General features: G+C 39.4%; 15 protein-coding genes. 13 read left to right on the top strand and 2 right to left on the bottom strand.

Going from position 1 to position 18746, the window contains the following annotated elements:
* Nucleotides 1-170 precede the first annotated feature (170 nt).
* The 10 genes from EG2_RS15320 (at nucleotide 171) to EG2_RS15365 (ending at nucleotide 12229) form a co-directional block, all read left to right on the top strand.
* The gene (locus EG2_RS15320; RefSeq protein WP_060815310.1) at nucleotides 171-704 is read left to right on the top strand and encodes a hypothetical protein; all 534 of its coding nucleotides are present in this window, start codon (nucleotides 171-173) and stop codon (nucleotides 702-704) included.
* A 414-nt stretch (nucleotides 705-1118) separates the two neighbouring features.
* Nucleotides 1119-1712 (top strand): helix-turn-helix domain-containing protein, encoded by a 594-nt coding sequence (locus EG2_RS19790; RefSeq protein ID WP_249024305.1) that lies wholly within the window; start codon nucleotides 1119-1121, stop codon nucleotides 1710-1712.
* 114 nt (nucleotides 1713-1826) lie between these two features.
* Entirely contained in the window at nucleotides 1827-2642 is an 816-nt protein-coding gene (locus tag EG2_RS19795; protein WP_249024306.1) for a hypothetical protein, read from the top strand.
* A gap of 309 nt (nucleotides 2643-2951) precedes the next feature.
* The gene (locus EG2_RS15335) at nucleotides 2952-3860 is read left to right on the top strand and encodes an ABC transporter ATP-binding protein (protein ID WP_060815311.1); all 909 of its coding nucleotides are present in this window, start codon (nucleotides 2952-2954) and stop codon (nucleotides 3858-3860) included.
* Between the two features lies 1 nt (nucleotide 3861).
* The gene (locus EG2_RS15340) at nucleotides 3862-4665 is read left to right on the top strand and encodes an ABC transporter permease (protein WP_060815312.1); all 804 of its coding nucleotides are present in this window, start codon (nucleotides 3862-3864) and stop codon (nucleotides 4663-4665) included.
* A 108-nt stretch (nucleotides 4666-4773) separates the two neighbouring features.
* On the top strand, nucleotides 4774-4992 hold the full coding sequence (locus EG2_RS15345; RefSeq protein WP_029486708.1) for a YneF family protein: 219 nt from the start codon (nucleotides 4774-4776) through the stop codon (nucleotides 4990-4992).
* 409 nt (nucleotides 4993-5401) lie between these two features.
* On the top strand, nucleotides 5402-7153 hold the full coding sequence (locus EG2_RS15350) for an ABC transporter ATP-binding protein (RefSeq protein WP_060815313.1): 1752 nt from the start codon (nucleotides 5402-5404) through the stop codon (nucleotides 7151-7153).
* The gene (locus EG2_RS15355) at nucleotides 7153-8934 is read left to right on the top strand and encodes an ABC transporter ATP-binding protein (protein WP_003126260.1); all 1782 of its coding nucleotides are present in this window, start codon (nucleotides 7153-7155) and stop codon (nucleotides 8932-8934) included. Before EG2_RS15350 ends, EG2_RS15355 begins: the two co-directional genes overlap by 1 nt.
* A 417-nt stretch (nucleotides 8935-9351) precedes the next feature.
* Entirely contained in the window at nucleotides 9352-10194 is an 843-nt protein-coding gene (licT, locus tag EG2_RS15360) for a BglG family transcription antiterminator LicT (protein ID WP_003126263.1), read from the top strand.
* Between the two features lie 115 nt (nucleotides 10195-10309).
* Nucleotides 10310-12229, top strand: coding sequence for a beta-glucoside-specific PTS transporter subunit IIABC (locus EG2_RS15365; RefSeq protein ID WP_060815314.1), 1920 nt, complete (start codon nucleotides 10310-10312; stop codon nucleotides 12227-12229).
* Nucleotides 12230-12305: 76 nt separating this feature from the next.
* Here EG2_RS15365 and EG2_RS15370 read toward each other — a convergent pair whose 3' ends face one another.
* Nucleotides 12306-13226 (bottom strand): MurR/RpiR family transcriptional regulator, encoded by a 921-nt coding sequence (locus EG2_RS15370; RefSeq protein WP_060815315.1) that lies wholly within the window; start codon nucleotides 13224-13226, stop codon nucleotides 12306-12308.
* Nucleotides 13227-13486: 260 nt separating this feature from the next.
* Between EG2_RS15370 and EG2_RS15375 the strand changes: the two genes are divergently transcribed.
* The 3 genes from EG2_RS15375 to EG2_RS15385 all read left to right on the top strand — a co-directional run bounded on the left by EG2_RS15375 (nucleotide 13487) and on the right by EG2_RS15385 (nucleotide 17862).
* Nucleotides 13487-14863 (top strand): 6-phospho-beta-glucosidase, encoded by a 1377-nt coding sequence (locus EG2_RS15375; protein ID WP_060815316.1) that lies wholly within the window; start codon nucleotides 13487-13489, stop codon nucleotides 14861-14863.
* A 33-nt stretch (nucleotides 14864-14896) separates the two neighbouring features.
* Complete coding sequence (locus tag EG2_RS15380) at nucleotides 14897-16330, top strand: 6-phospho-beta-glucosidase (RefSeq protein ID WP_060815317.1); 1434 nt, start codon at nucleotides 14897-14899, stop codon at nucleotides 16328-16330.
* 74 nt (nucleotides 16331-16404) lie between these two features.
* Nucleotides 16405-17862: a family 1 glycosylhydrolase gene (locus EG2_RS15385; protein ID WP_060815318.1), complete on the top strand. Its 1458-nt coding sequence runs from the start codon at nucleotides 16405-16407 to the stop codon at nucleotides 17860-17862.
* A gap of 104 nt (nucleotides 17863-17966) precedes the next feature.
* Here the strand turns inward: EG2_RS15385 and EG2_RS15390 are convergent, their stop codons facing one another.
* Nucleotides 17967-18440 carry a glutathione peroxidase gene (locus tag EG2_RS15390; RefSeq protein WP_060815319.1) on the bottom strand — a complete coding sequence of 158 codons (474 nt, stop codon included), beginning with the start codon at nucleotides 18438-18440 and terminating at the stop codon, nucleotides 17967-17969.
* Nucleotides 18441-18746: the final 306 nt, after the last annotated feature.

The raw sequence follows: 18746 nt of genomic DNA on the forward strand, positions 1-18746 counted from the left end.
GAAGAATTCACTGCGACTTTTTGTCTTCCTTGTGTCAGTCTTTTTTGGTTATTTTCTGAAAATGCCAATTTCCACCTGATTCTGTCTTTTTTTTGGCGCGTGGTTACCTAAAAAAACTACTATAATCTCATTATCAAGTTAACCTGAAATAGATTTAGGAAGTGAGGCAAATGAATAAAATCCCCTTATTGATTGCTTTTTTTATTATTTTATTTATTGTTTTCTTTAAAATAGATAGTTTGGCAAATGAACGAGCTCCCGGTAATCTATCTTTGACTTTACGAACGAACCGTATCATTTATGATGAGCAGTCAAAGTGGATCACGATACCTATTCGTCCGAATAAAACACTATCAGCCAAATCGGTTCGAGCCGTGTTAACTTATGGTTGGGATGGTAAGGGTACTGAGAATAAGGTCATTGGTGAAACGACTTTAACGAATGTAGCATGGGTTTCCGGTATTGAGAATTTTTTAAGAATTCGTGGAGATTTACCAATGTCTGAGATCAAGCGTAAAAACAAAGTGGATTTAGTGATTGTTTACGATGGTGACGTTACAACTATAGAGAATTTAAAGCCAAGTAAATGGATTGTTGTTGATCTACCGTCTTCTTCTGAGAGTTCCAGCATTGACACTAGTATACTTAAGGAGACGAGCAATCCAAATAGTCTTTCCTCATACGATAATAATGATGAAAATTAATTGTGGCAGGACAAACAAACACTCAGAACAGAAAAAGACATTTAAGAAGTTCATTTAATATTGTAAATAAAAAAGCGATCGCTGTTGATAATGAAGTAAATAAAGAATAGTCAGATAGGCGACTCTCCCAAGAGATGTCAAAAAAAAGAGGCAGCACAAGCAAAATGATTGGAAATTTCTTCCCCAGAAATGAACAGTTACATTTTATTCGGCTCAACAAATCGTAAGATTTGTTGGACTGATATTTTTTAAAAAAAGACTTTTACTGGCGGTTTGACAATCGTTCCTTTGAAGTGGTATGATCGCAAAACATTCACTAACCTACAATATTGTAAGATCTTTTTAAGTTGTCCAAATGAAATCAAACTTAAATGAAGGCAAAGTTTGAATAACTATTTAAGCGAGGGTCAATCAGTGTTTCATGTATTATTTGATACAACAGAAAAACAAATCAACCAGTTTCTCACCTATTGTTATGAAAGGAATCAAACAACTTATCCAATCAAAGAGCTGATGGCTGCGTTTAACTATAAAACGAGCAAGCTATTGACTGTTATTCAACAGGTAGAATTATTTCAAGAGCAATATTCTGAATATACGGTTAGCTATCATTCAGAATCAAAAACTATCAAGATAGAATTTTCACCTAGATTTCTGCTAAGCAAAGTTTATGCAATCTTGGTGGAAAGAACTATCGGATTTACCTTTCTTGATTTGTTGTTTAAGGAAAAGTACCACTCATTGGAGCAATTAAGCCAAGAGACGTATAGCAGTTTACGGACGATTCAAAGAAAATTAACTGAATTGAATCAAGTGTTAGCAAATTATCATTTATCATACAGTTTAAGAAAAGGAAACCCACTTGAAGGAAAAGAGTACTACATACGTTATTTTTATCATGTCATGTATTGGCAGTTATTTGATGAAACGGACTCAGATCTTTTAGCAACGATAAGAGACAAGCAAACTATTGCTACCCAAATTGAGCGTCACGCTCCTTACATGTGAAAAATTGATTGCGATAAATTTTTATCTCTGCTGGCTATTTCATTGCAGCGAATCAAACAGCAACATTTTATCGTAGAAATTCCTGATGAAATAAAGACTTTCGAGCATCCCTTGATGACTAAAAGGAAGTTCACCGAATGCTTACTGGCACCTTTTTTTCAGGCAAATGTTTACGCTGTGAGTGATCTCACGGACGAAGAAATCAGTTTTCTTTATTTTATGTTTGCGGTAATGAATACATATTTGGAAGAGGATCTGACTGAAATCCATCAGGATTGGTTTGATAATGAGCAGTATTCGACTGAGGAGATCATTATCGACAAACTGTCTGCATACTTTGATTTGGCACTCACTCCGAAAGAAAAAAATTATTTATTGGTCAACTTAGTCATGATTCATTCCTACTCATCAGTTTTTGGAACAGAACATAAAATAGATGGGTTTGGAAAACAAACGAGGGAAAGTGAGCTTGAAGCTTATTTCCCAGTCATGTACCCAACGATGAGACGATTTTTGATCGCAATAAAAAGAGAAATCCCTGCACTTGTCGGGTTTGCAAAGAAGAATGATCGTCTTATCTTTCAATACTGCATGCTCGTTCGAACAGTCTTTATTAAATATGAGCGTCCAGTAACTTTTTCTATTCAATCGAAATTTGGCAAGACACAAGAATTATGGATCAAAAATCGATTGTTGAACACCTCCCATCGAGCAATCCAGCATGTTCCTTCAGTTGATGAACCAGATATTCTAATCAGTGATTACCCGATCTATCGCCAGCTAGGGGCAAACAAACAAATGGAGATTTTTTATTGGAATGGTCAGCCCACCAGCAGTGACTGGGAACGTTTGAAAGAAAAGATTCATAAAATTCGGAGCGAAAAGCATAAACAGGTTTTTGACAGCCTAAGTTTTCATCAGTTTTCCTAGCAGCAGGTGAATTATTCACATTTCAGAGAAAACACCTCTTTATAAATTTATATGTTCAGTCCACTTCACTCATTTGTCAAATGACAATTTGATTTCTGCTACGTTTATTTTTTTATTAAATCATGTCATTAATTTAAAATCCCCAATTTGATGAAGCTGGCACGTATTCTTTGAAGTACATTCGGAAGCAAGAAGACCAAATCGAAAAGATCATTCTTTTTCCTGTTGACTTTTTAATACTCTAGTGGGATGGTAGTAATAACTATTATCATGAAAGTAAAAAAATAGCGAATAGGAAGTTGGGATGAAATGACAGAAATACTAACACTGAAAAATGTGTCGAAACTGATTGGAACCAAGCAAATCATTGATAATGCTTCTTTCTCAGTGGAACAAGGGCAAGTGGTCGGGTTATTAGGACCGAATGGTGCGGGGAAGACAACGATTATTCGAATGATCGTTGGCTTAATGAAGCACAATAAAGGCTCAATTACGATCATGGGGAATTCCCTAGAAACGTCTTTTAAAGCAGCCATTGCCTCAGTAGGAGCGATTGTAGAAAATCCTGAGTTCTATAATTATCTGACTGGTTACGAGAATTTGATGCAGTACCAGCGCATGGCGAAGACAAAAATGACGACAGTTGAGATGGATGACTTGATTCGGCAAGTTCATTTAGAAGAATATATCAATCAAAAAGTCAAAACGTATTCACTAGGGATGCGCCAACGATTGGGTGTGGCACAGGCATTGATCCATCGTCCTACTCTCTTAGTATTAGATGAGCCAATGAACGGACTTGACCCAAAGGGTATGAGAGAGTTTCGGGAAATGATTCTCATGTTAAGAGAACAGGGTGTTTCTGTTTTAGTATCGAGTCACCAATTAAGTGATATCGAACAGATTGCAGATCATCTGATCGTTGTCCAAAAAGGGAAAGTGACCCATCAAGTCGCGATGGATACCTTGAAGGCAGAAAAAAGCCTACTGATCATCAAAACAGATGACGATCAGGAAGCATTAAATGTCTTGAAAACCAAATTCCAAATCGATGGTCTTGCTTTGCCTGATGGATTACAGATTTCACTTGAAACGGATAATCGTTCTGAGATCGCTGCTGCCCTCGTTAATGCAGGGATTGGTTTAAAGGAAATGAAAGTGCAGCAATCTTCGTTGGAAGAAACATTTTTGGCTTGGACGGAAGAGGGAGGGCTCTAGAATGATGACATTAATAAAAAATGAATGGATCAAAGTCACGAAAAAAAAGTCCACATGGATCATGTTGGGACTATTGGTGATTTTAACATTTGGGCTCACCTATGTGATTCGCTTAGGGTCTCCTGATACTAAAGCGAATGATCTTTTTCTATCATTAAGTGAGATGACTTCATTTTTGAATCTATTTGTTGTTATCATCGCAGCTTCAGCAGTAGCAGAAGAATTTAGTCGAGGAACCATCAAATTTCTACTGATTCGGCCATTTTCAAGAAGTCAGATATTAGCCGCAAAAGCCATTAATACAATGTTGTTCGCTTTGCTTGGTACACTGGTTTTGTTTGTAAGCAGTTTGATTGCGAGTAATTTGTTTTTGGTGGCTGAATCTCCCTTTGCATCAACCAATTATAATCAGTTGCCTGCTATAGTTGTGGCGCTTGTCTATGCAGCAACGAATTTACTGTTGATCGTATTTTATATGACCATGACTTTATTCATCTCTGCCGTCATTCGCTCTCAAAGTATGGCAGTGGGATTAGGAGTAGCTGTGCTGTTCGGTAGCAGTATTATCAATTCCATCATGCTTTTTGCGATAGAAAAATATCCGTGGTTGAAGTGGAATCCATTTAATTTTATGAATATCAAAGATACAGTTCCCACGTTGTTACATCACACAGATATGCAAAATGCATTAATTGATCCTGGTTTGACTTACTGGGAAATGACGATTGGACTTTTGCTATATAGTTTATTGATCTACTTTTTGACAAACTGGTTGTTCAATAAACGAGATGTGGCGTTAAGCTGATTTTATAGAGGGAAAGTTTTTGGAGAAATCCTGCTTTCTCTCTTTCTTTTTGTATTTTTTTCTAGTAAAATGATTCATTGAGAGTACAAGAGAAAGGAGAGATTTCAAATGGTTAGTTTAGGTATTGTAATCGTGATCGCTGTTATCGCGGTATTATTAGGCGCTGTCGGCGGCTTCTTTTTGGCGCGTAAATATATGCAAGATTATTTAAAGAAAAATCCTCCCGTTAATGAGGATATGTTGCGTTCGATGATGATGTCAATGGGCCAAAAACCTTCTGAGAAGAAGATTCGGCAAATGATGCAACAAATGAAAAACCAAAAATAGGTTTTTTAGCGCAAAAGCGGGCTGATCCCATCAGCTCGCTTTTTGTTGCGAGTCACTGCGATTGACCGCGTCAGCGAGGCATGCAAGTTCATCTTAGTGAATTTCGCTTAGAAGAACTGTAAGCGAAGGGCGCGTAGATGAGCAGATGAGGAGGAATACCTACTCGGTGTTGCGAGTCACTGCGATTGACCGTGTCAGCGAGGCATGCAAGTTCATCTTAGCGAATTTCGCTTAGAAGAACTGTATAAGCGGAGCGTAGATGAATGAGCCTATCGTTGGGTAGGTAACAAAACGTGTTTCGCGAGGAATCGAAGTGTAACTACATCGGAAGGCCAGCCATTGCCAAAATAGTCCGAAAATTTTGATGATTCAAATCATAGTCAACAGGAGTGAATAATAGGAGGGTGTTATGTCGATTTTTAGAAAGTTAGGTTGGTTTTTTCGCCAAGAAAGAAAACATTATTATATCGGAGTAGCCGCATTGGTTTTGGTGGCTCTCGTTCAATTAGCGCCACCCAAAGTGATCGGAATCATTATTGATGAGATCGCAGAAAAAGAGATTTCGATAGAAACGATTTTATTTTGGATAGGTATTTTGCTTGCCGCTGCATTAGCACAATATATTTTTCGGTTTGTCTGGCGGATAAATATTTGGGGGAGTGCTGCACGCTTGGAAAAAAGCTTACGTCGTCAATTGTTCGATCACTTTACCAAAATGGATCATCTTTTCTATCAAAAACATCGCACAGGAGATTTGATGGCCCATGCCACCAATGATTTGAACGCCATTCAAAACGTGGCTGGGGCAGGTATTTTAACCTTTGCGGATTCGTTTATCTCTGGAGGAGCAACGATCATCGCCATGATCCTCTTTATTGATTGGCGTCTGACCTTGATTGCGTTGATTCCTTTGCCATTTCTTGCAGTCATGGCTAGAGTGTTAGGCAGCAAATTACATGATGCTTTTCGCGATTCGCAAGAAGCTTTTTCAGCGATTAATGACAAAGCGCAAGAAAGTATTACTGGGATGAAAGTCATCAAAACGTTTGGACAAGAGACAGAAGATATTCAAGATTTTCAAGCCAAAATTGATGATGCCATCATTAAGAACCGTAAAGTCAATTTTTTAGATGCACTTTTTGATCCCTTCATTACATTGATTATCGGTGTGTCATATGTCTTAACGATTATTGTGGGTGGTCGTTTTGTCATGTCAGGAGAGATATCGATTGGTCAATTGGTTTCATTTATTAGTTATATTGGTATGTTGGTTTGGCCTATGTTCGCCATTGGCCGTCTGTTCAATGTTTTAGAACGAGGGAATGCCAGCTATGATCGGGTATCTGAATTGCTGGGGGAAAGAACCCATATTGTTGAAAAAAAACACGCGATCCAAGAGCCGGCTCAAGGTAAAATTGAAGTGGCGTTAGACGCTTTTCGCTATCATGATGCCGAAGAAATCACGTTACAACAGATAGCATTTACCCTACATGAAGGACAGACATTAGGAATCGTTGGCAAAACTGGTGCAGGTAAAACCTCCATTCTGAAATTGCTGATGCGGGAATATGATCATTATGAGGGGGAAATTCTTTTTGGCGGGCATAGCATCAAAGAGTATTCTTTAAATGCGTTGCTGGGTTCCATCGGCTATGTTCCCCAAGATCACTTTCTTTTTTCCATGTCGATTCGAGACAATATCCGTTTTGCAGTCCCTCAAGCACCGCAAGATGCTGTTGAAGCAGCCGCTGATTTAGCGGCAATCAATGATGATATCAAAGCTTTGCCAGAAGGATATGAAACAATGGTCGGTGAACGAGGAGTCTCATTATCTGGTGGGCAGAAACAGCGTTTGTCCATTGCACGGGCATTAATTGTTGACCCGGAATTACTGATCTTGGATGACGCTTTGTCAGCTGTCGATGCCAAAACAGAAGAAGATATTTTGCACAAATTGCGAGACTATCGAAAAGACAAAACAACGATTATTTCTGCGCATCGGCTGAGTAGTGTGAAGCATGCCGAAGAGATCTTAGTTATCGATGAAGGAAAAATAATCGAGCGAGGGACCCACGAAGCCCTGTTAGCCAAAAATGGCTGGTACAAAAAAATGTGGGACAAACAACAACTGGAAGCCAAGATTGAAGGGAGTGAAGTATAATGGAACGTCAAGAATCAGAATGGTCAAAATCAATCCCATTTAAAGAGCAAAAATTGATCATCAAGCGGATGTTACAATTTGCAAAACCCTTCAAAAAGACTTTTTTTGCAGCAATTTTCTTTGCTTTTCTATTATCAATTGTCAACATTCTCTTACCTAGAATTCTGCAGACATTCATGGATAACTATCTGACACAACAGTCAGCAACCAATCAAATCATCTATTTTTTTGCGGGCCTCTATTTCTTTGGGGTAGTCATCAAAGCAGTCATCTGGTTTTTTCAATGGTTTCTATACTCGATGGCTTCCTTGCAGACGTATCAATATGTGCGAACCAAGTTATTCGAGAAGCTGCATAGTTTAGGTATGCGGTATTTTGATCAGACTCCGGCAGGTTCGATTGTATCGCGGGTCAGCAATGATACCGAAACATTGTATGAATTCTGGTATGTGTTTTTGATGGTTTTGACTGGTATTTTTGCAGTCCTATCTTCTTTTGCAGCCATGTTTCAGATCAACGTAAAAATTGCTTTATTGAATCTGATTTTCTTACCTATTTTGATGATCGTCATCTGGTATTATCAAAAATTCAGCTCCCGAATCTATCGTCAAATGCGAGAAAAATTAAGTCAATTGAATACGAAATTGAACGAGTCGATCTCGGGAATGCAAATCATCCAGCAGTTCCGACAAGAAGCACGTCTGAACCGAGAATTTGAGGAAACGAATGATGAATACCTCAAGACAAGGTATGCAATGATTCGTACTAATTCGTTGCTATTATCGCCGATCATCAATTTTCTCTATGCGATTGCAGTTGCGATGTCATTAACGCTGTTTGGGTTTGATGCTTTGCATTCTCCAATTGAAGTGGGATTGATTTATGCTTTTACCACCTATGTCCAAGGCTTCTTCAATCCTATGACACAGATGATGGATTTTCTCAGCGTCTTTACTGATGGCATGGTGGCTGGTAGCCGTATTCTTAAAATCATGGATAATGAGGAATTTACTCCACAACAACATCCGGATGCGAATCAAGTCATTGAACAAGGAAAGATTGAATTTCGTAATGTCAGTTTTTCTTATGATGGAGAAAATCATGTATTGAAGAACATTTCCTTTACTGCTTATCCAGGAGAAACCGTCGCTTTGGTGGGACATACTGGTAGCGGAAAAAGCTCGATCATTAATGTTTTGATGCGCTTTTACGAATTTGGCGAGGGACAAATTTTGATTGACGATCATGATATTCGCGATTTTACTATTGAAGAATTGCGAAAAAAAGTCGGATTGGTTTTACAAGATGCTTTCATGTTCTATGGAGATATTTCTGACAATATTCGTTTGTTGAACCCAGAAATCAGCGAAGAGCAAATCCGAGCAGCAGCGAAATTTGTGCAAGCAGATAAATTTATCGAAAAACTGGAGGGCACCTATCATGCCAAAGTCATTGAACGGGGCGCTAGCTACTCCAGCGGACAACGACAGTTGATCTCATTTGCCAGAACGATGGTGACTGATCCCAAAATCCTCGTCTTAGATGAAGCTACTGCCAATATCGACACCGAAACAGAAGGATTGATCCAGGAAGGGTTGGCGAATATGCGACAAGGGAGAACTACGATTGCCATCGCCCACCGATTATCCACGATTCGGGATGCTGAATTGATTTTAGTTTTAGATAAAGGACGTATTGTCGAACGAGGAAACCATGATTCATTGTTAAAACAGCAAGGACTTTATGCAGATATGTATAAATTACAGTCCAGTGACGTGTGATCAGTTGAAAATACTTTTTTGCTGTTTCCTTCCAGTGGACACTAATTAATTATTAGAATTCCATGTATCCATCACTCCATCACTTTTTTTGGTGTTGGCTTCGGATCGGATATGTGGGATTCTTGTTTTTCATCGATTCATTTTATAAAAGTAATCAGGAGGAAGTAAAATAACAAACTCTTTTTTCGGTCAATGTATTGACAGCGTTTTCTCTGTTTGCTATCATAAAGATAAGTTAATCATTCGTATGGATAGTGATTGTTGAAAAAACAAGCTAAACCTGATGAAAGTAAGGCTATTTGGTCTGCTCTCATTAGGTTTTTTTTCTGGAAAAAAGGAGTATGGATCAAAATTGATTTGAATGGCTATCTCGTATAAAAATAGGTTAGTACGTCAATGATCAAGTGGGGGTAAAACATGAAAATCAGTAAAGTGTTAAACAATAATGTCGTGATAACTACTGATGAAAAACAAAACGAAATTATTGTGATGGGAAGAGGGATTGCATTCAAGAAAAAAGTTGGTGACGATATCAGTGATCAAACGATCGATAAAGTATATCGTTTAGAAAATCGAACGATTGCTTCCCAATTTCAGGAATTATTGGCCGACTTGCCATTAGAATATTTGGAACTTTCAAACCAAGTAATCGAATATGCTAGAGAGGAGTTGTCCTCACCGATCAACGATTCGATCTATATTTCTTTACCTGATCATTTACATAGTGCAATCGAGCGTGCCAAAAAAGGGATCGTTGTCAAAAATGTTCTTCTCTGGGACATCAAGCGATTTTTTCCAGATGAATTCAAAATCGGAAAACGAACGATTGAAAAAATCAGTGAGCGCTATGGGATTGAGTTGCCGGAAGATGAAGCGGGTTTCATTGCACTGCATTTGGTAAACGCTCAAACAGAAAACAATGATCAAAGTAATCTTTATGAATTGACGAAAACAATGCAAGATATCATCAATATCGTCAAATACTATTTTAAAACAACTTTCGATGAAGAATCGGTTTATTTTTATCGTTTTACTACGCATTTGCGTTTTTTTGTTTCCCGCATGCAGAACCACTCTACCCATGCGGAAGAGACTGACGATGAGCTCCTTGAGATGGTAAAGATAAAATATCGCAACGCCTATCAATGTGTGCAAAAAATCAAATCATTTCTGGTAACGAATTATCGTTACGATATGTCCAACGATGAAAGTTTGTATTTAACGATTCATATTGCGCGATTGGTGCAAAAGAATCGCTAACCATAAAAGAAAGGAGGTCATCCCAGAATATACTGGGGAATAGTAAAGCATTTTTTGGATAGTGACATTCAGTTGGCTAAACCTTCAATCAAACAAAAAATTGGAGGAAACAAAAATGGGAAAATATCATGAATTAGCAGAAAAAATCGTGGCAAATGTTGGCGGAAAAGAAAATATCAATAGTTTGACCCACTGTATCACTCGGTTGCGGTTTAAATTGAAAGACGAAGGAATCGCGAACGATGACATCTTGAAAAATATGGATGGAGTCGTAACGGTGATGAAAAGTGGCGGTCAATACCAAGTAGTTATCGGTAATCATGTGCCAGATGTCTATGCAGAAGTAGTGGATGTTGCGGGGATCAGTGAAAACAGTGAAGAAGAAAGTTCCGGAGGGAATATTTTCAACCGTCTGATCGACATCCTCAGCGGTTGTTTCCAGCCTTTCTTAGGTGCGTTAGCAGCTGCCGGTATGATCAAAGGGTTTAATGCATTATTAGTCTTTTTGGGTACACAGGGTTGGTTCAACTATACAGCAGAATCAGGCACATATGTGATGTTGAATGCGATCGGCGATGCCATATTTATGTTTATGCCGGTTATTCTAGGTTATACTTCTGCAAAAAAATTCCGTTTGAATCCGATGGTCGGTATCGTTATTGGAGCCGCTCTATGCTACCCAACGATTCAAGGCACTGCACTGCAAACAGCCTTTACCGCAGTTGCCGGAGAAGGAGCGGCAGCACCTTATAGCTTACTTGGACAATCTGCCTACCAAACTTTCTTAGGTATTCCGTGGGTAGGGGCAACCTATACAAGTAGTGTCGTACCAGTCATTTTCATTATTGCATTTGCTGCACAGATTCAAAAACTTGCTAAAAAAGTGATTCCAAGTGTCGTGCAAACTTTCTTGGTACCATTTTTCGTCTTACTGATTGCTTTACCTGTTGGGTTCTTGATCATTGGTCCGATCATCAGCATGTTGACAGATCTCTTGAGTGCCGGATTCCAAGCACTAATGGACTTCTCGCCAGCGGTTTATGGACTGATTCTAGGATTCTTCTGGCAAGTATTAGTTATCTTCGGCTTACACTGGTCGGTTGTGCCACTAGCGATCATGCAAATTACCCAACAAGGATTCAGCCAAGTGTTGACAGGTTCCTTTGGAGCTAGCTTTGCTCAAACAGCAGTTGTCGTTGCCATGTATTTCAAATTAAGAGACAAAAAGATGAAAGCATTATGTCCGCCAGCGATCATTTCTGGTATCTTTGGTGTAACTGAACCAGCTATTTATGGGATCACCCTTCCTAAAAAGACCCCTTTCATTTATTCTATGATCGGTGGTGCTGTCGGTGGTCTGTTCTTAATGGTCAATGGTGTAACGGGCTACACGATGGGCGGACTTGGTATTTTCGGGATCTTTAACTACATCACTCCAGAAGGAGATGCGAGTGGCATGTGGACTTCACTGATTGCTATCGCCATTTCCGCAGCGATTGGTTTTGGTTTGACGATGGCATTCTGGAAAGACAATACAGTAGTCGAAGAAATTGCTGAAGGCGAACCTACAATGTCTGTACGTAAAGAAATCATTAGTTCTCCTATCGAAGGAACAGTTGCACCTTTAAGCAGTGCCAAAGATGAAGCTTTTGCCCAAGGAATCTTAGGTAAAGGAATCTTGATCCATCCTACAAAAGGGGAAGTCGTTGCTCCATTTGATGGTACCGTTATGACATTGTTCCCAACGAAACATGCCATCGGGTTGATCTCAGATAACGGATTGGAATTGTTGATCCATATCGGTTTAGATACCGTTCAACTCAATGGACAATACTTCGAAGCGCATGTCAAGCAAGGAGATAAAGTAACTCGAGGTCAAAAATTGATTACCTTTGACAAAGATGCGTTGATCAAAGCTGGTTTCAACATTGAGACCCCTGTTTTGGTAACAAATTCTGCTGATTACTTAGATATTATTGAATCAGATAAAAATGAAGTTGCTTGTTCAGATGATTTGATCACGGCTCTCGTTTAGCGAAAACTTTCTAAAAAGAGCTAGATATGCATAAAAAGCGATCGGCCATGTGGGGCGATCGCTTTTTGTCAGCCGTTTAATTCGGAAACAGAGAGTCTTTGTATTGAAGATTTTTATCGTAAGTTGGTTCAGCGATAATCGTTGAGGAAGTAGGACGTTTGTCATAAGCCATGCCAATATCGATCAAATGCTGCAGATTTTTTTCATAATGTTCCGAAAAGACGATTGCATACAACACATCCAGTAGGTAGCAAACGGACGTATTAATCGTGAAATTTGCGATCTTTGAGTAAAGCCTTTCTCTGGTTGTGATATTTAAGACACAATCACTTAATTTTGCCAATGCGTTCTCGCCAATACTAGTCATTCCAATAATCGAAACTTGCCGTTCGGCAAGGATTTTACCGATTTCTTTGATCATCTTATTTTCACCAGTATAAGAAATCAAGATGGCCGTCGTATCAGAAGTACAGTTGGATGCTTCATAAGCACTTTCGCCAAAAGTGTCACAAACATGGATGTTTTTTCCTAAACGTCGCATCTTCAAAACAAAGTCTTGAGAAATCAAGGTATTGGCATTACTTGCGAAAATCTTGATATGGCTGGCATTGAGCAGCGATTGTTTCGCTTTTTGCAGTTCATCGTGATGGATCAAGGAAAGCGTATCTTCAATCGTTGTTTGTTCGAGTTTCGCTAACTTTTTGGCGATCGTCATAATGCCGTCATGGGAGGAAAAGGGAAAGTTCGCATCAACATCTGTAAAATGGCTGCTCATATAGGTTTTCTCTTCCAAAAAAGCTGTCTTTAAGTCGAGCCAACCGTTGAAGCCTAATTTTTTGGCGATCCGAATAAAAGTAGAAGGATGAACGTAGGTTTTTTCAGACAATTCCTTGATGGTTTGATCAGCCATCGCAGTTGGGTTGGCTAATAAATAATCGATCAACGATCGTTCAGCAGGAGCCAACTTGATTTGGCGCATTTTTTCTTGTAATAACATGGTGTTCACATTCCTTTTTACATTTTTATATAGTTTTTTGTAAATAAAATTCTCGGAAATTTTTCTTTTTTGAGTATCTGAATAATTGTCGATATGAATATTATTCCTTATATCATTCGATTTGTAAATGCTTTTTACAAATCACTCGCAAGAAATCGCTAGATTTGCAAACGCTTTTTCTAAATAATAAATTTACATTGAATCAAATTTTTTTATGAATGATAATAAGGGTGTAAATAAAATAGCAAAGGAGCAATACAATGACAAAAGGAATCAAAATCGCTACCATTGGTGGCGGCAGTAGTTATACTCCGGAGTTAATGGAAGGCTTTATCAAACGCTATGAAGAACTGCCGATTCGAGAAATTTGGTTAGTAGATATCGAAGCAGGAAAAGAAAAATTGGCAATCGTTGGAGCGATGGCACAGCGAATGTGGGATGCTTCTCCTTATGATGTGAAAATTCACATGACGCTGGATCGAGAAGAAGCTTTGAAAGATGCGGATTTTGTTACGACTCAATTTCGAGTAGGTTTGCTGAATGCACGGATCAAAGATGAGCGTATTCCTGCCTATTATGGCATGATCGGTCAAGAAACCAACGGTCCTGGCGGGATGTTCAAAGCATTTCGGACAGTACCAATTATTCTGGAAATCGTAGAAGATATGAAACGCTTATGTCCAAATGCTTGGTTGATCAATTTTGCCAATCCAAGCGGCATGGTCACAGAAGCGGTTGTCCGTTATGGGAAATGGGATAAAGTGATTGGACTTTGCAATGTTCCTGTGATGGCTACCATGATCGAACCTGCATTGATCGGTAAAGAGCCGGATGAATTAATCTACAAATTTGCTGGCTTAAACCATTTCCATTGGCATAAAGTCACTGACTCACACGGAAATGATGTGACGATGGATATTATTGATAAAATGTATCAGGAAGATAATGGCTTGCCGAAAAATATTTTTGATGTGCCGTTTTATCGTGAACAATTGGAACAAATGAGAATGATTCCTTGCGGTTATCATCGCTATTACTATCGTCAAGAAGAAATGTTGAAGCATGCACTGGAGGAATATCAGACCGTAGGAACGAGAGCGCAGCAAGTGAAGCAAACAGAGGCAGAACTTTTTGAACTTTATAAAGATCCAGAATTGGATCATAAACCAGAACAGCTGCAGCAACGTGGGGGAGCCTACTATTCAGATGCGGCTTGCGAAACGATTGCCTCGATTTATGCAAACAAAAATACCCAGATCGTGGTCTCAACAAAAAATGAGGGAGCTGTTCCAGACCTACCGGCTGATTGTGTTGTCGAAGTTACCGCGTATGTTGGGGGACAAGGTGCCCGCAATGTGGCTTTTGGCGAGTTGCCGACCGCAGAAAAAGGCTGGCTACAAGTAATGAAGGCTATGGAGCTTTTAACGATCGAAGCAGCGGTTACTGGCGATTACAATACTGCATTACAAGCTTTCACCATTAACCCATTGGTGCCATCAGGAGAAACAGCTAAACGCGTAATGGATGAATTATTTATTGCTCACAAAGCTTATCTACCAAACTTTAAATCAACGATTGAGCGTTTGGAAAAAGAAGGAATCGAAGTTCAAGACGAACTGGCAAAATCACTTAATTAATCAACAAAATATCAAGAAAGTAGGAATGAAATAATGGGATTTAGAAAAGATTTTTTATGGGGCGGCGCAACTGCTGCCAATCAGTGTGAAGGAGGTTACAACGAAGGTGGGCGAGGCCTAGCCAATGTCGATGTTGTACCGATTGGTAAAGATCGTTTTCCAGTGATCACAGGACAGATGAAAATGTTTGATTTCGATGAGGATCATTTTTATCCTGCCAAAGAAGCAATCGATATGTATCATCGTTACAAAGAAGATATTGCTTTATTTGGAGAAATGGGCTTTAAAACCTATCGTTTGTCCATTGCTTGGAGTCGTATTTTTCCAAAAGGGGACGAACAAGAGCCAAATGAAGACGGCTTGAAATTCTATGAGGATCTCTTCAAAGAGTGTCATAAATATGGTATTGAACCACTGGTAACGATCACGCACTTTGATTGTCCAATGCATTTAGTAGAAAAATATGGTGCTTGGCGTTCACGAGAATTAGTAGGCTTTTATGAGAATTTATGCCGAGTTATTTTTAATCGTTACAAAGGATTGGTCAAATATTGGTTAACTTTCAACGAAATCAACATGATCCTTCATGCACCATTTATGGGAGCTGGCCTCTATTTTGAAGAAGGGGACAACGTGGAGCAGGTCAAATACCAAGCGGCCCATCATGAATTACTGGCCTCTGCGATTGCGACGAAAATCGCTCACGAAGTAGATCCGGAAAACAAAGTGGGCTGTATGCTGGCTGCAGGTGCTTACTACCCTTACACAAGTAAGCCTGAAGATGTTTGGGCATCAAGAAAATCAGATCGCGAAAACTATTTCTTCATTGATGTCCAGTCTCGGGGAGAATACCCACAATATGCATTGAAGGAAATGGCCCGTAACGGGATTGAGATCAAAATGGAAGAAGGCGACTTAGAGTTATTGAAGGCCCACACAGTTGACTTTATTTCATTCTCTTACTACTCTTCTCGGGTATCGACAACAGATGCTGAGCTATTGGAACAAACTTCTGGAAATATTTTTGCTTCAGTAAAAAATCCTTATTTGGAAGCAAGCGAATGGGGCTGGCAGATCGACCCATTAGGTTTGCGGATTACTATGAATGACCTTTATGATCGTTATCAAAAACCATTGTTCATTGTAGAGAACGGTTTGGGTGCTGTTGATACACCAGATGCTGATGGCTATGTGGAGGATGATTACCGAATTGATTATCTTGCAGCCCATATTCAAGCCATGAAAGACGCTGTTGAACAAGATGGGGTTGATCTATTAGGGTATACAACATGGGGTTGTATCGATTTGGTCTCTGCGGGAACAGGTGAGATGAAAAAACGCTACGGTTTTATCTATGTTGATCGCGACAATGAAGGCAATGGCACGCTGAAACGGACGAAGAAAAAATCCTTCGATTGGTACAAACAAGTCATTGCTTCAAATGGCGAAGACTTAACAAACAAATAATCAGGTTTGCGGCTTCTTCTTGGGTGAATTCTTAAGAAGAAAGCCGCTAATAGTATTTACGATGGAGGGACAATATGGGATTTCCAAAAAATTTTCTATGGGGTGGCGCAACAGCCGCAAATCAATATGAAGGCGGGTATCTTTCTGGCGGAAAAGGGTTAAGTACCCTCGATGCCATTACAGGTGGCAGTATGGATCATCCGCGAATGATTACCTATAAAACAAAAGACGGCCAGATCGAGAAAGTTACTCGGGATACTGAATTACCTGAAGGTGCCGTTGGGTACATCGATCCAGAGCAGTATTATCCTAGTCATGTGGCAACAGACTTTTATCATCATTATCAGGAAGACATTGCGTTGTTTGCAGAAATGGGCTTTAAGTGTTTTCGGATGTCTATTTCTTGGGCGCGGATTTGTCCCAAAGGAACCGATGAGATCAACGAAGAAGGCTTGGCTTTTTATGATGAGGTTTTCGATGAGTTGCTGAAGCATGGCATTGAGCCAGTGGTGACGATCAATCACTTTGATATTCCTATGTATTTAGCGGATGAATATGATGGTTGGTCGAATCGCAAAGTGATCGACTATTTCTTGTTTTTCTGCGAAACGATTTTCACTCGTTACCAAGATAAAGTGAAATACTGGATGACGTTTAACGAGATCAACTTTTTGAGAAGTTGGACACAAATTGGTATTCATAAAAATGATAAGCAGCATAAGTATCAAGCTGCTCATCACTTGTTTGTAGCAAGTGCTAAAGCAGTACAGATGGGACACCGAATCAACCCGGATTTCATGATTGGGATGATGGTGGCGTATATTCCAAGTTATCCGATGACAGCTAACCCAGAGGATGTTTTAGCTGCTTTGCAATTCAATCGGGAGCAAGAGTTCTATATTGATGTTCAAGCAAATGGCTACTATCCAGCACATAAGCTGAAAGAATTTGAACGAGAAGGAATCACAATTGAAAAAGCGGCTGATGATGATGCGGTCATTGCAAATGGCACGGTTGATTATATCGGTTTTAGTTATTATATGTCGACGGCGTCTTCCGCAAATCCGGAAGCAGTCAAGTATGTTGGCGGCAATCAAATGCCAGCCGTAAAAAATCCATATTTATCCGAATCGGATTGGGGCTGGGCGGTCGATCCATTAGGGTTGCGGATTTCATTGTGTCAATTGTCTGATCGTTATCATCTTCCTTTATTTGTAGTAGAGAATGGCTTCGGTGCCATCGATCAAGTAGAAGATGACGGTACCATCAATGACGATTACCGAATCGATTATTTCAAAAAACACATTGCAGCCATGAAAGATGCGATAACTCTTGATGGCGTAGACTTGATTGGCTATACGCCTTGGGGATGTATCGATCTTGTATCGGCAGGAACTGGTGAGATGAAAAAACGCTATGGCTTTATTTATGTGGACATGGATGATCACGGGAACGGAACATTGGCCCGGAAAAAGAAAAAATCATTTGATTGGTACAAAGAAGTGATTGCTTCAAATGGAGAACAACTTTAAAGAATAAGAAAACATCCCCGCATTCATGGCGCAAACAGCAGTGAGAGAGTACTCATTGCTGTTGCAAACCGATGAGTGAGTGGATGTTTTTTCTGGTTAGGTCATTAGCCAAGAACCTTTTCAATACTAGGGATCATTTTGGTTGGATTGGTCTGAGGGGCAAAACGTTCAACGACATGTCCCTCACGATCAATTAAAAATTTAGTAAAGTTCCATTTGATGGCTTTTCCCATCGTTCCTGGGGCTTGTTCCTCCAAATATTGAAAAAGCGGATCAGCTTCTTTTCCGTTGATGACTGTCAATTGATGCATCGGAAAGTCAACGCCATAAGTGGTACGGCAAGCTTCAGCGGCTTCCGTAGCAGAGCTGACTTCTTGCTTAAATTGATTGGAAGGAAATCCTAAGACGATCAATCCTTTGTCGCGATATCGTTGGAACAATTCTTCAAGTTCGTTGAATTGGGGGCTCAATCCGCATTTTGTCGCAGTGTTGACGACAATGATGGCTTGACCTCGATAGCGTTCTAATGAATAGGTTTCACCGTTTTCCAAAGTGGCTTGAAACGCGTAAATAGACATTTTTTTGCTCCTTTCGATAGTTGACAGTATTTTCTAATTGTTGATTGTTCAGTGGTTCTAAACTTGTAATTAGTATAGTTCAATCTGGATGAAAAACCAAAAATAATTGATTTTCTTTCAGCAGTAAATAGACACAAGGCAACAAAAAGAGGTTGGGATCAGAAGTGTTAAACTTCGATAAATAAGGAGGGATATATGGAAATTGCTTTTCAATTTTTGGTATTTCGACTTATTTCAGAAGACAGTTTTTTAGACGTGTTTAGAGCGTGAAAAAAAGTGTTTTTTACTTTTGTTTCACGCTCTTTT

Source organism: Enterococcus gallinarum NBRC 100675 (assembly GCF_001544275.1).
GTDB lineage: Bacteria > Bacillota > Bacilli > Lactobacillales > Enterococcaceae > Enterococcus_D > Enterococcus_D gallinarum.

Excerpts from the sequence above, each read along its gene's own strand:
- EG2_RS15320 (WP_060815310.1), top strand. The coding sequence starts at position 171 with ATGAATAAAATCCCCTTATTGATTGCTTTTTTTATTATTTTATTTATT.
- EG2_RS19795 (WP_249024306.1), top strand. The coding sequence starts at position 1,827 with ATGACTAAAAGGAAGTTCACCGAATGCTTACTGGCACCTTTTTTTCAG.
- EG2_RS15335 (WP_060815311.1), top strand. The coding sequence starts at position 2,952 with ATGACAGAAATACTAACACTGAAAAATGTGTCGAAACTGATTGGAACC.
- EG2_RS15340 (WP_060815312.1), top strand. The coding sequence starts at position 3,862 with ATGATGACATTAATAAAAAATGAATGGATCAAAGTCACGAAAAAAAAG.
- EG2_RS15345 (WP_029486708.1), top strand. The coding sequence starts at position 4,774 with ATGGTTAGTTTAGGTATTGTAATCGTGATCGCTGTTATCGCGGTATTA.
- EG2_RS15350 (WP_060815313.1), top strand. The coding sequence starts at position 5,402 with ATGTCGATTTTTAGAAAGTTAGGTTGGTTTTTTCGCCAAGAAAGAAAA.
- EG2_RS15355 (WP_003126260.1), top strand. The coding sequence starts at position 7,153 with ATGGAACGTCAAGAATCAGAATGGTCAAAATCAATCCCATTTAAAGAG.
- licT (WP_003126263.1), top strand. The coding sequence starts at position 9,352 with ATGAAAATCAGTAAAGTGTTAAACAATAATGTCGTGATAACTACTGAT.
- EG2_RS15365 (WP_060815314.1), top strand. The coding sequence starts at position 10,310 with ATGGGAAAATATCATGAATTAGCAGAAAAAATCGTGGCAAATGTTGGC.
- EG2_RS15370 (WP_060815315.1), bottom strand. The coding sequence starts at position 13,226 with ATGTTATTACAAGAAAAAATGCGCCAAATCAAGTTGGCTCCTGCTGAA.
- EG2_RS15375 (WP_060815316.1), top strand. The coding sequence starts at position 13,487 with ATGACAAAAGGAATCAAAATCGCTACCATTGGTGGCGGCAGTAGTTAT.
- EG2_RS15380 (WP_060815317.1), top strand. The coding sequence starts at position 14,897 with ATGGGATTTAGAAAAGATTTTTTATGGGGCGGCGCAACTGCTGCCAAT.
- EG2_RS15385 (WP_060815318.1), top strand. The coding sequence starts at position 16,405 with ATGGGATTTCCAAAAAATTTTCTATGGGGTGGCGCAACAGCCGCAAAT.
- EG2_RS15390 (WP_060815319.1), bottom strand. The coding sequence starts at position 18,440 with ATGTCTATTTACGCGTTTCAAGCCACTTTGGAAAACGGTGAAACCTAT.